Genomic DNA, 11,914 nt, shown 5'->3' with positions numbered 1-11,914 from the left:
GTAACTAGCCCTTCTTTGACAAAGGAATCTCTCACTACAGCATTTTCTCCACCATTAAAAGAAGTTTCATAAAAAACTTCTTTAATCCCAGCTGAAATAATTAACTTTAAACAAGATAGACAAGGTTCTAGGGTGACATAAATACTCGCCCCATCAGTAGATGTACCGTGTTTGGCAGCTTGGGCGATCGCGTTTGCCTCTGCGTGTACAGCCCGCGATGGTAGGCTCTTACTAGCGTCACAACTGCTCAACCCTGGATAGCAGTATCCTTGAGCAGTACAATGAGCCGAACCAGACGGCGAACCGTTATAACCTGTTGCTACAACCTGCTTGTTTTTAACAATTACTGCACCAACTGGAAAAGCAAGGCAAGTTGAACGAGTAGCTGCTAGTTTAGCCAACATTAAAAAGTACTCATTCCATGTTGGTCTTTGATCATCGCTAGCTGTCATTTTCCGTCCTGGTTATATAACTTTCCTGTTTTCAAACACTCAGATGCCTTTTGCAACTCCATTCCTAAATAACCAGAGTGATCTGGTCGGATGGAAGGAGAAGCAGCACAAATTTCTCTTAATAGCTTTAAGGGATTTTTCCCAGAATAGCAAGCAACAACCTCACCACTACCAGGTGTTGTTTGGGTAACAACTATCTCACCATCTGCAACTTCAATTAGAAAGTTTCCACATGGATCGTAATAATCTAACTGCTTAGAAATTACTGCATACTGCTGCTTAATCAGTTGGTCTACATTTTCCCAAGTATCGTCATATATGTGGGCTGATTGGCTAATTGTAATCAGCGGTCCCATGCGTAAATCGTAACTAGAACGAGCGGCAATTTCATTTCGAATATGCTGTTGTAACGCTCTCAATCCCATAGCGTTTGCAGCCCATGCAGAAAACATATCGTTACTGCGTAACGTCGCTGTTAATGATATTTCTTGCTCGACAACTCTCACCCAAATATGATTTAAACACGGGCTACCACCTTTTTCATGGTCTTTCACATCCCACAGTGTCATGACGGCACTAGCAGCATCGATCTCTCCGATCAGCTTTTGAATCACCTGCTCGACTTGATCCCGACCAAAATGCGATCGCAATCTTTGACCGTAAGTATATTTCACCCCTTCTCTATGGGGCTGGTCGTCTAAAATCTGCGAGAGATATTCTTGAATGAAAGCGCGATCGCATGGTAGATAGTTTGGTTCGGGAAAATAGAAACTCTCTGGTTCGTCAGTGACAATTGCCATCAAATCGATTAATTCCTGCCATTGTCCATCGTAGCCAGTAGGTCGAATTGTTCCTGTCGTTTTGATTCGGTGAATAATTTTCACCCAAGTTTCAGCAATTGTTTTTCCTTCAATTCGATGTCCATAAAGAGTCCCAGGTAAAACTGTAGGAACTACACTCCCTATAGGAAATTCTAAAGGCACACCCCAAGGCTGTATTTCTTGTTGTTGAGTAACAGCAACAAAATTGCGCGTCTGCTCAACTGCTTCAGTAATAGAAAACACTTCCTTAACTACAAGATTTTGCCGCAACTGTTCCAATGCAAGAGCATCGACTTCCATATCGATATACCCAGAAATGGAGGAACGAATCACCCAGCAGTGCTTCCCTGTATCGCTCGAACCTGCTGCAAAGCCATGCTCGAAAAAATCTAACAAGCACTTCGTACCCCCTGAGTTTCTATCTTCTTTAGTAGCGTTGAGAACGACTAAGAAACGAACGTGAGGATTGGCAAGTAAATTGCGGATTAGCAAGTTAATTCCCCGCGTTGGTGAGTATAACTGTCCAATGACTGCATATTCGCTCTCTTGCAAATGCTTGGCGATCGCCTGTTTGACAGTCCAACCAGTCACTACTGCAACTTGTCCAGTGCCATATAATAACTGGTTTGGTTTATGCGAAGGTCGGTAATGGTACTGTTTTGGGGAATTGGTGACTGTCACGGGCTTAATTAGGGAGTAGGGAGTAGGGGAGAGCTGGGGGAGCTGGGGAAGCTGGGAAAGTTGGGGGAGCAATTCTAGTGACTAGTCACCAGCCACTAGTCACTAGCCACCAGTCACTTACCCGACTCCGCGCTCGTGCGTTCGTGCGCTCTCTGTTCGGCGACTCTTGTAGAATACCTAAACCTGAAACAAAATGGCTAGTGACTCGCATCTTTTGCGGCAGAGAATAATTAATATTTAATTTTTGTGATTAGATTTGCCAAATTTTAATCTTATTACTGCTACTGGCGAGAAGATGCCCGTCGGGGCTAATGGTGACGTTACTCTGAGGATGAACGTGGCTGCCAATGGCAAGATACTCTCCGTCAGGGCTAACTGCTACTGAAGCAACTTCCCCCGTATGTTTGTCTAAGGTACGAATTAGCCTGTTGAATCAGAATTTTCAGCCCTGGCTGCATAAAAATGTAGGGTAAAGCATCAAACTTGAGCCAATGAAATTCGCAGCTACACAAACTAAGTTCGCCTGCGCGGACTGGAAAATGTTTTTGCGCAGGTAGGTTTTGCCTGTGTAGTCGAGCTAGTGCAAGTCCTGATGTAACAAAAAACCTCGGCTCAAAAGCCGAGGTGCAAGAGGAGGAATTAAATGCCGATGGGAGCTACTGTTATCGAACTTAAATATTGAAATTAAAAAACTTAGCTAGCAACTAGAGCAACTAGTACCATAGCCATGATAAATAAACCAGCGATCGCGCCTTGAAAAGCATAGCGACTCTGTTGTTCTGGGGATGGGTACTCGGAATAGTACATTTGTGGCTCGGTAGCGTAGTTATTCAGAATGCCTTCTTCGTTGGTAGTCGTGTACATAGTGTTTATTTCCTGTTTATTAACTCTTGTAAACTAATGTAACAAAAATGTTACGAAAAAGCAAGATAACTTGACAAATAAAAAATAAATAGTAAAGAGAAGTATTGCTTATCTATCAGCGATCGGTGAGCGATCGGCAATACAACAGACAGAAAAATTGTTGTAATGTATTGACTAACTCAGTTTCGGCAGACAAGAGCTGCTAATGTATGGTATATATCTACTGTAATCCCACCGATAAACTGGAAATTAGAGGGATAAGTTATTGTCGAATGCTGATAACTGATTCCTTAGCCTCCAGCCCCTAGCCCCTACCTCAATCAAAATGGGTATTGTTGTAGAAAACGTCACGAAACAGTTTGGCAGTTTTACCGCTGTCGAAAACGTCAGTTTAGAGATTGAAAGTGGTTCATTAGTCGCTTTGTTAGGTCCGTCAGGATCGGGTAAGTCTACGCTTTTACGTCTGATTGCGGGGTTGGAGATGCCGGATAGCGGTAAAATCTTGCTGACAGGTAAAGATGCGACCAATCAAAGCGTACAGGATCGGAATATTGGGTTTGTATTTCAGCACTACGCTTTGTTCAAACATATGACGGTACGCCAAAACGTTGCCTTTGGGATGGAAATTCGCAAAGCCACCAAAGGGAAAGTTAAAGGGCGGGTAGAAGAATTATTAGAGTTAGTGCAATTAAAAGGATTGGGCGATCGCTATCCTTCGCAGCTTTCAGGCGGACAGAGACAAAGAGTCGCCTTGGCGCGGGCGCTAGCGGTAGAACCAAGAGTTTTGTTACTAGACGAACCCTTCGGGGCGCTAGATGCCAAAGTGCGGAAAGATTTACGCGCCTGGTTGCGCCGCCTCCACGATGAAGTCCACGTTACGACAGTATTTGTCACCCACGACCAAGAAGAGGCGATGGAAGTTGCCGACGAAATTGTCGTGATGAATAAAGGTAAAGTCGAACAGGTAGGAACGCCAGCCCAAATTTACGACCATCCCGCCACTGCATTCGTAATGAGTTTCATTGGTCCAGTGAACGTGTTACCGAGTACGGCGAAAATATTTCAGGGTAACGGGTTTGATTCTGCCCACCCGGAAATCTTTCTGCGTCCTCAGGATGTGGCGATCGAGACAGAACCCAACGGTACGAGTGTCCCCGCGAGAGTCAGTCGGATTATTCATCTGGGCTGGGAAATTCAGGCAGAGTTAACTTTAGATGACGGACAAGTGGTTATGGCGCATCTCACCCGCGATCGTTTCGACCAACTGCAACTCGAACCGCAGCAAAAGGTTTATGTCAAACCCAGAGAAGCGAAATCTTTTCCGCTATACTATTCGATTTAATGCCGTTGGTAGTTGGTAGTTGGTAGTTGGTAGTTGCTTCTCCTCTGCTCCCTGCTCCCTGCTTCCTGGTAATTGGCTAAATCGAAAAGAAAAAATATGAATTGGTTTGGTTTATCGCGCCGGCAATTTTGGTCGTGGGGAAAGTTTCTGAGTCTGCTGAGTCTATGCTGCTTGCTGATCGTCAGTTGTAATAATTCCCGTCCGCCAGTACAAACAACAACACCTGCTACTGATGGTGGTGGGGGTAACAGTCGCATTACCTTGGGGACAACGTTAAGACCGAGAACGATCGATCCCGCAGATAATTACGAATTAGCAGGCACTAACATTACTACTAGTCTGTGCGATCGCCTCTACACATACAAGTTAGGTACGGGAGAATTAGAACCCCAACTAGCTACAGCTTTACCTAAAGTCAGTCAAGATGGGTTAACTTATACGATTCCCATCCGTCAAGGAGTTGTTTTTCATGACGGAACTCCATTCAACGCCGAGGCGATGGCGTTTTCGCTAAATCGGTTTATCAAAAATGGCGGGAAACCAAGTGCGCTGCTGTCGGATGTAGTGAGTTCTGTAGCAGCGACGGGAAATGACCAGATAACAATTAAATTAAAAAACTCTTTTGCGGCATTCCCTTCAGTCTTAGCTTTTCCTGGGATGTGCGCCGTCTCTCCCAAAGCCTATCAAATTGGTAGCGGCAAATTTTTACCGACAAAATTCGTCGGTACGGGACCGTATCAGTTAAGGCAGTTTACACCCAATTTGATACGGATAGATGCATTTGATAAATATTGGGGCGCAAAACCGACAAATCAAGGTATCGACTTTCAAATTCTCTCGAATGCGGCAAATTTATACAATTCTTTTCGCACGGGTGCAGTAGATATTGCCTATCAAACCTTCGATCCGCAGCAGGTAGAGAGTTTAAAACAGCAAGCAGCATCCAAAGGATGGCAGGCAATTGAAGAAAAAAGCAATACCGTCACCCACCTAATTTTGAATGTCAAGCAAAAGCCCTTAGACCAATTAGAGGTTAGGCAGGCGATCGCCTCCACGATCGACCGTCCCCTACTGATACAACGAGTTTATCAAAATCAGGCGCAACCACTCTACAGTATGCTGCCCGATACCTTCGACAGTTATAAACCCGTGTTTCAATCGGCTTATGGTGACGGCAATGTGGAGAAGGCAAAAGCACTATTAGCCAAAGCAGGATACACCAAAGAGAAACCGTTGAAATTACAAGTCGTTTATCCTGGCTATTCCCTAATTCGAGAACAAATTGCTGGGACGTTAAAGGGATATGCAGCGCAGAAACTTGAAGGAATAATTCAAATTCAGCCCCAGCCAGAAGAATCAGCTACTTTTTTCGCCAACCAAGCCAAAGGAGCATACCAAGCAATTTTACAAGATTGGTATCCCGATTTTGGCGATCCCGATAACTACATTCAACCATTTTTAAGTTGTCCTAAAGGCGATGCTAGCGGTTGCGAGAATGGTGCTAGTCAAAGCCAAGGTTCGTTCTACTACAGCGATCGCATGAACAAGTTAATTGCCCAACAGCGCCAAGCACAAGATCCGCAAGCCCGGGCAAAAATCTTTGGCGAAATTCAAGATGCGATCGCCCAAGACGTGCCAATTATTCCTCTAGTTCAAAATAAAGACTACGTTTTTGCTCAAAAAGGACTTCAAGGCGTACAAATCGACCCGATTTTGAAACTTCCCTTGTGGCAGATGAAGAAAGGCTGAGACGATCCCCCCAACCCCCCCCTTAAAAAGGGGGGCTTTTTGATAGGCTGGCGATCGCGCCAAAGACGAGACAACCAAAGGCGATACGTAGGAGAAACGGTAGCTTATAAATACTCGCAACTACAACAACTAGACTTGCGGCGATCGCCCCCCAAATTTCTACAGGTGACTGTCCTAAATCAGCCACGCTACTAGTAGCCATCACCAAAATTACCGCAAAACCAACTTTATCCAACCAACCCGCTTGCAGCCGATCTGTCCGCACCCAAATGCCCACACTTCGCATCAAGAAAGTACCCAAACCAGCTAATAATATAATCCACCAAATATTCATCAGTTGTCAGTTATCAGTTATCAGTGTTCAAAAACGAATCACTACTCACTTATCTGCGTTTAAATCTTTTCTCATAACACCACAGCCACGCAAGTAACCCCCAAAATCGACAATAAAAAACCCCACGTCCCCCAACCCTGAGTTACCAGTACCAAACCAATACCGATCGCCACTACCAACCACTCTCGACTGAGGCGATCGCCAATACTCTCAACCAGAAGACAGATAAATAAACTTGGCAAAGCGAAACTCAACCACTGTACGGGTAACTTTGCCCCGATTTGACATCCCAACCAAGTCCCAGAGATCCAACTCAACCAACATAGAATATGAATGCCGAAATAGTAGAAATGCGATCGCGGTTTGCTAGTAATATCTAGAGCAAAAGCTTCGTCTGTAAGCCCGTGAGCCAGGAATAATCGCTGTTTCAGCCCAAAAGAGTTGAAAATGCGATCGCTAGCCAGACTCATCGGAATATGGCGCAAATTAATTAGCAGCATTGTCAGCACGATACTCATCCAGAAGAGATCTTGCTTGACTCCTTCCAATGCGGCAAATTGGGCAGCACCAGCATAAACCCAAATAGACATCGTAACCGCAGCTGGTACAGATAAGCCTACCCCAGTTGCTAGCGCCCCAAAACTCATTGCTACAGGGAAATAACCAACTCCCACCCCCAAGGCGCGATGGATGCCTTTCAAAAACTCCTGCATTGACCGTTCTCGAATTCGCTACAGCCCTAGTTTAGGTAGTGGAGACAAATTCAGTCTTGAACGATCTTGCTGTATACTTATTGGTCACGGCTAAGTTGAGCAGTGATGAGAGAACTATAAACGGAGCGTGATGACATTGCAGATCTGCTCCAACGCATTTATGGTTTCAAGACTTCTTTTATACCTTCAATGAAGAATTTAGCAACTGGGCGATCGATCGTCTTTTCCAAAGCTGCAAACCCACCTGCTTTGACTCCCCTAAGAAGTCGAGATTTTAGCTCTCGGCTTTTCTCGACTCGATCCACTGCTTTTGCTCCAAGAACTCTAAGGCTATCGCTGGGATAATCTGCTGAAAGTCTATCCAGTAGAGCTTTAATATCTTTAGCAGCTTGAGCTAAATCTTGAGAGTTATTAATTTGGGTATCAATTTTGTCACCCATAATCTTATCGCTGGAACCATACTTGATGCTTCTTTTATCAACGCCAGTTACAAAGGAAGAATCTGATTGATTAATAATATCTCCTTTAGCAAAACGGACTGTTAAAATCTCATCAGCACGTAGAACCTTTACAGTAGAAATTGGGACAGAGATTACTGCCAGAGACTCGCCAACTGCATTAAAGACTTCCAGCACGCATCCCGCTTCACCCCCACTAGGATGAGAGACAAAATCAACCAGCGTTGCAATGTCTCCTGCTCTGAGATTAGATTCTGGTAAGTCGCGAGTTAAAGCAACCTCTTGGTATAACTCCAGCGCCATATTTAAGACTCCTTAAGAGGTATTATCTAGAACTACTATATTTCCCTGGCGTGACTCCGATAAAACACTTAAATTGCCTGGTTAAATGACTTTGATCTGCAAAACCCGTTTGCTGTGCCACCTGCGCGATTCTCCTTCCTAGCAACCGATAGTATACGATCTTGCTAACTATAAAAACACCACATGATGAATGCGATCGTCGAAGCCGTGCATAAGAGCGCATCTCACACTCTGAAAAAGTACGAGCAAACCAGCATTCGGCTACTGGCGGGATTAGGAGTAGAGGGAGACGCACACATGGGCGTAACAGTCAAGCATAGATCGCGGGTTGAGATCGATCCAAATCAGCCAAATTTGCGCCAAGTCCATCTCATACATGCTGAGTTGCACGACGAGCTTCGCGCCAAGGGATTTAACATTCTTGCAGGCGAGATAGGAGAAAACATGACAACGCGAGGTATCGATTTACTCTCTCTACCTGTAGGCACGCGGTTACATTTAGGTAAAGATGCTGTTATCGAGATTACTGGATTGCGAAATCCTTGCGCCCAACTTAACGGCATACAGTCAGGTTTGATGGCAGCAGTGTTAGATAAGGACGCTCAGGGTAAATTAGTCCGCAAAGCGGGTGTGATGGCTATAGTGATAGTTGGTGGTGAGGTCAAGCCAAGCGATCCAATTCATGTAGAATTACCACCAAAGCCACACCAGATGCTCGATCGCATTTAAGCACAAAAGCGATCGATATTGTGAATTTCGCGAATATCGACTACGAATTAATTTCGATCGCGCTCGGATGTAGGTGAAGATGGTGCAGAACGACCCAAAATTAGCGGAATACTCATAGTTCCCAGAGCCATCATGATGACTGCCAAAAGCCAGATCGCTAAACGGTTGGGGCGATAGTTACCGCTTTCAATTTGCCCAAAAACTCGGTTATATCGCCAAGCTGCTAAGGCAATCGTGAAGATGCCAACTATAACTAGGCTAACCCCCAAATTCTCCGAACTAACTAAATTGCGATCGGCAACCGTAGGTTGTTGAGTCACGGCTGTTTGAAGTTGGCGCAGAAATAGACCAAATCGAGCGATCGCAAACCCAAAACCAATTAAAGCGATCGCAGTCCGCAACCAAGCTAAGAAAGTCCGCTCGTTGGCTTGATGTTCCCGTTGGCGATCGATTTCCGATTTTCTGTTCGTGCTATTTTTCATTCGACCAAATCGGCAACTGATTTACCTTTTGTAGCGTTAAATCTACATATCTCATGCCTTTCTCACCAACTATCTCCATACCAAAATAGCCTTTTGCGCCATCATGTTCGTGCGGTCCGCTTGAATGTACCGTATAACGACCCTGCCTGACAGCCTGATTGAACGGCGAACCTACCGTCCAAATCCAGCGAGAGGGAAAAATAATTCTGCCAATATCCTCTACCCAGTCTCGTTGACCTTGTAAATGATAAATCTGCTCAGCCGTGTTAAAACCATCTGTGCCACCAAACACACCTCCAATCGAGACAACTGCAATTTGAGTGTTTGGCAGCCATCGATCGAGATATGGAGTTGCAGCAAGGGCAACTTGAGCGCCACCACTCGTCCCCATCAATAGAATCTTAATTGGTTGCTGAGATGTTTGGGATAAGGGGTGAGCTGCTTGCATCCGGTCAACGATCGCGTTAGCAATCCCCAAGTTATAGACTTTTCCATAGCGATCGTCGGCAGAAATCGCAAAACGCCAGAGGTTGCGAATTTTTATTAACACATCCGCCACACCATACCAACCTTTAGCCTCATCTGCAAAACGCCACAAGGGAGATAAAAAGCGCTCTCCCCCCAAACTTTCATTTGCGGCTGAATAGGGAAAGACATCGCGTACGGTAACGCAGTTAGGATGCGCTTGTTCGAGACGGTTGAGAAAGACTTCTTCCCCAGGTAATAGCTGGTTGGCTGAAAAATCTCCTACGCCTGTTAAAAAGACAATGTAACAATTTATATTTGCCGACTGCCCTTGAGAATTTGAGCTGCCACTCAATTGCAATTGCTTATCTGGCTTTGGTTTTAGCCCCAAACTTTCCACTTCTTGAGATAGCCACCAAACCAAAGTTCCCACGGGTGAGAACATGCCCCAAATCAAAAGTATAATTCCCGCTAGAACTAGCAGTCTTAAGCTTCCGCTCCGCAGCCAATTAACAAACCTTACCATTCACTACTCACTTTTCAAGGAATTTAAAGTGCGCGATCGAAATAGCAATCTTTGGAGTTTACTACGGGAAGCACTAACTTTAGACCCTAATTTTTACGAACATATTCCTATCAACGCGAAAAACCGCCGCTTCGCCCAAATAGTGGTTGTTCTTGCAGCCATCTCTTACTCTTTCGGTAGTGCTGTGATTTTTTTAATCAACCGAGTTCCCCTACCGTCGTTAATTTTGAGGCTCTTGGGCAGTGGGATCGGTGTCGTCATCGGCTACTACTTTTGGACTTTGACGATTTGGAAAATTGGTGACTGGTTTAAACGAGATCGCGTAACTTTTCGAGCGCTGATGATTCCTCTGGGCTTGGCTTACGCCCCCCAAGCTCTCAACTTTTTAACTCTGATTCCTCTATTGGGTCAACCAATTGAGCGAGTTTTAGCCGTGTGGAGTTTGCTGGCGGCAATTATAGCAGTCCGCCAAGGTCTAGATATTTCCTCTGGTTGGGCGATCGCGATCTGTTTAATCGGTTGGATACCGCTTCAAATGACAATCGGTCTAGTCAGAGCGATCGCTTGACAACAAGTCGTAAGTCGTAATTCAGAATTAACTGGTCACTGGTCACTGGTCACTGCTCGTGCGCTCCCTGCTCCCTGCTCACTGTTCCTGGGGTTTTTCCTGTCGTTCGTCAGAGATTGCTTGTTTAATTTCTGGGCTGTCGAGTAACTCTTTTGCCATATCCATGAACTTGAGACTGTCTGGGTGGATTGACTGTCGCCGCAAAATGGGAATTTCCTCATGAGAAGCATCGTTGTTTGCTGGACGGTCTGCATCTGAGTACATAATTCCTAACTTGAACTCGCCTTTTAGAAAATTGTATCGAGTTTGTCTCTCAAGCGCGATCGCAATTTCGATAGAAGCCATAAAGCTTACGCTTGCACCCGAAAATCGTGGATCGACCACCAAGCTTTTTTCTCTTGTTTGTTGACGATGCGAATATAGCGACCTCTCACAGGAGAATTTAAGCCGATCCTCGTCACGGAAGAACCTAGACCTTGGTAAACGGGTTTGCCAAATTGGTTGGGATTGTTACCTACGTAAACCTCAAATCTTGTCGGGTAATCGTCGGCTGAGGAACCTGCATTCATGACGATCGCTCTAACTGTTTGGGGCGATCGCATATCGATTTGAAACCAATCGCCATTCACAATTGCTGCTCCACTGGTATAGCGCGTATCTGGGTTGCGATCGATTGCCATATCTGGCGCTTCTCGATCCCACGTACCTTTGCGGCTGGCTGAGGCTTGCCAGTTACGCGGATTTAATTCATTTTTGCCCACAACCGTTCTTTCAGTTCCAGCACGATAAACTAAAAATTCGGCAAACGACCAATCGGGCTTTGACTTTTTCGCAAATTTTTGCGGGACGATTCTAATATACCTAGCTTTTTGCGTCGGAAAAGACACTTGCGTTCGTGCCATGGCGTTTCCCTTGACACTGGCAACCAAATTTCCTTTTGACTTAGCAGTGTTAGAGACATACACCTGATAGTCTCGTAAAAAACTACTAGCGGCTTTGCGAGAATCCATCATGATTCTATTGAACGACTGCGACGAACCGAGATCGACAGCAAACCAATTACTAGAACTCGCATTGGCGATCGCAAATTGCGTCCGAAAGTCATTGTCAATTGCGGCTGTGACATTTCCTCCCGAACTACTTGCTTTCCATGCAAAACGATTGAGTGGAATGCCTAGTTTCGGTTCGGAGAGATTGTGGGAATCGTCCCACACTTGTTCGCCCAACCAAGTTAAATTTGTCGGACGACTGCCATTTGTTTTATTCGTACTATCGCCACTCGCCCCACCTGTATCGGACGTTGCGAGTGCGTTCCAATCCCATGCCCAGTAATGCCATACGAGTCTGCCAATGCCACGCTTTTTTGCCACTGCCAAAGATATACGGGCGGCTTCCGTCACGTCTAAGTCTGCTTGTGAATTGCCTGT

14 protein-coding genes and 3 pseudogenes are annotated in these 11,914 nt (G+C 45.3%); 4 read left to right on the top strand and 13 right to left on the bottom strand.

From position 1 onward, the window contains the following. The 4 genes and pseudogenes from ACRC32_RS01525 to psb34 all read right to left on the bottom strand — a co-directional run. Positions 1 to 452 (bottom strand): deoxycytidylate deaminase (locus ACRC32_RS01525; RefSeq protein WP_438552321.1); only part of this gene is annotated, 452 nt, incomplete at its 3' end. After that, complete coding sequence (locus ACRC32_RS01520) at positions 449 to 1,954, bottom strand: thymidylate synthase (RefSeq protein ID WP_438552320.1); 1,506 nt, start codon at positions 1,952 to 1,954, stop codon at positions 449 to 451. The genes ACRC32_RS01525 and ACRC32_RS01520, both read right to left, overlap by 4 nt. 253 nt (positions 1,955 to 2,207) lie before the next feature. Next, a pseudogene (locus ACRC32_RS01515) lies at positions 2,208 to 2,381 on the bottom strand (WD40 repeat domain-containing protein); the annotation flags it as partial. A 266-nt stretch (positions 2,382 to 2,647) separates the two neighbouring features. Next, the gene (psb34, locus tag ACRC32_RS01510) at positions 2,648 to 2,818 is read right to left on the bottom strand and encodes a photosystem II assembly protein Psb34 (RefSeq protein WP_438552319.1); all 171 of its coding nucleotides are present in this window, start codon (positions 2,816 to 2,818) and stop codon (positions 2,648 to 2,650) included. A 325-nt stretch (positions 2,819 to 3,143) separates the two neighbouring features. Between psb34 and ACRC32_RS01505 the strand changes: the two genes are divergently transcribed. Continuing rightward, complete coding sequence (locus tag ACRC32_RS01505) at positions 3,144 to 4,160, top strand: sulfate/molybdate ABC transporter ATP-binding protein (protein ID WP_438552318.1); 1,017 nt, start codon at positions 3,144 to 3,146, stop codon at positions 4,158 to 4,160. Here ACRC32_RS01505 and ACRC32_RS01500 read toward each other — a convergent pair. Next, complete coding sequence (locus tag ACRC32_RS01500) at positions 4,157 to 4,417, bottom strand: hypothetical protein (protein ID WP_438552317.1); 261 nt, start codon at positions 4,415 to 4,417, stop codon at positions 4,157 to 4,159. The genes ACRC32_RS01505 and ACRC32_RS01500 overlap by 4 nt on opposite strands. Before the next feature lie 4 nt (positions 4,418 to 4,421). Here ACRC32_RS01500 and ACRC32_RS01495 point away from each other — a divergent pair, with 4 nt between their 5' ends. Further along, positions 4,422 to 5,909, top strand: coding sequence for an ABC transporter substrate-binding protein (locus tag ACRC32_RS01495; protein ID WP_438552316.1), 1,488 nt, complete (start codon positions 4,422 to 4,424; stop codon positions 5,907 to 5,909). A 22-nt stretch (positions 5,910 to 5,931) separates the two neighbouring features. Here ACRC32_RS01495 and ACRC32_RS01490 read toward each other — a convergent pair whose 3' ends face one another. The 4 genes and pseudogenes from ACRC32_RS01490 to ACRC32_RS01475 all read right to left on the bottom strand — a co-directional run. Further along, the gene (locus ACRC32_RS01490; RefSeq protein ID WP_438552315.1) at positions 5,932 to 6,243 is read right to left on the bottom strand and encodes an AzlD domain-containing protein; all 312 of its coding nucleotides are present in this window, start codon (positions 6,241 to 6,243) and stop codon (positions 5,932 to 5,934) included. 71 nt (positions 6,244 to 6,314) lie between these two features. After that, the gene (locus tag ACRC32_RS01485) at positions 6,315 to 6,956 is read right to left on the bottom strand and encodes an AzlC family ABC transporter permease (RefSeq protein ID WP_438552314.1); all 642 of its coding nucleotides are present in this window, start codon (positions 6,954 to 6,956) and stop codon (positions 6,315 to 6,317) included. 533 nt (positions 6,957 to 7,489) lie between these two features. Continuing rightward, positions 7,490 to 7,717, bottom strand: a pseudogene (locus tag ACRC32_RS01480) (DUF4926 domain-containing protein); the annotation flags it as partial. A gap of 22 nt (positions 7,718 to 7,739) precedes the next feature. Further along, positions 7,740 to 7,856: pseudogene (locus ACRC32_RS01475) on the bottom strand (helix-turn-helix domain-containing protein); the annotation flags it as partial. Positions 7,857 to 7,903: 47 nt separating this feature from the next. Between ACRC32_RS01475 and ACRC32_RS01470 the strand changes: the two are divergent. Next, the gene (locus ACRC32_RS01470; protein ID WP_438552322.1) at positions 7,904 to 8,446 is read left to right on the top strand and encodes an MOSC domain-containing protein; all 543 of its coding nucleotides are present in this window, start codon (positions 7,904 to 7,906) and stop codon (positions 8,444 to 8,446) included. Between the two features lie 47 nt (positions 8,447 to 8,493). On the opposite strand, the gene ACRC32_RS01465 is transcribed toward ACRC32_RS01470, so the two are convergent. Together ACRC32_RS01465 and ACRC32_RS01460 are read right to left on the bottom strand one after the other, a co-directional pair. Continuing rightward, positions 8,494 to 8,928, bottom strand: a complete 435-nt coding sequence (locus ACRC32_RS01465; RefSeq protein WP_438552313.1) for a YidH family protein — start codon at positions 8,926 to 8,928, stop codon at positions 8,494 to 8,496. After that, a complete protein-coding gene (locus tag ACRC32_RS01460) occupies positions 8,918 to 9,919 on the bottom strand; it encodes a hypothetical protein (RefSeq protein WP_438552312.1) in 1,002 nt (333 codons plus the stop codon). Before ACRC32_RS01460 ends, ACRC32_RS01465 begins: the two co-directional genes overlap by 11 nt. A 28-nt stretch (positions 9,920 to 9,947) precedes the next feature. Between ACRC32_RS01460 and ACRC32_RS01455 the strand changes: the two genes are divergently transcribed. Further along, positions 9,948 to 10,487, top strand: coding sequence for a hypothetical protein (locus tag ACRC32_RS01455; RefSeq protein ID WP_438552311.1), 540 nt, complete (start codon positions 9,948 to 9,950; stop codon positions 10,485 to 10,487). 78 nt (positions 10,488 to 10,565) lie between these two features. Here ACRC32_RS01455 and ACRC32_RS01450 read toward each other — a convergent pair whose 3' ends face one another. Further along, positions 10,566 to 10,832 carry a hypothetical protein gene (locus tag ACRC32_RS01450; protein WP_438552310.1) on the bottom strand — a complete coding sequence of 89 codons (267 nt, stop codon included), beginning with the start codon at positions 10,830 to 10,832 and terminating at the stop codon, positions 10,566 to 10,568. A gap of 5 nt (positions 10,833 to 10,837) precedes the next feature. Next, a partial coding sequence (locus tag ACRC32_RS01445) for a discoidin domain-containing protein (protein ID WP_438552309.1) occupies positions 10,838 to 11,914 on the bottom strand: 1,077 nt, incomplete at its 5' end.

The sequence above is a fragment of the Chroococcidiopsis sp. genome (assembly GCF_051657925.1).
Taxonomy (GTDB): Bacteria; Cyanobacteriota; Cyanobacteriia; order Cyanobacteriales; family Chroococcidiopsidaceae; genus Chroococcidiopsis.
Note: the sequence above shows the minus strand (reverse complement) of the source record. Positions and strands in the feature narration are given on the sequence as shown.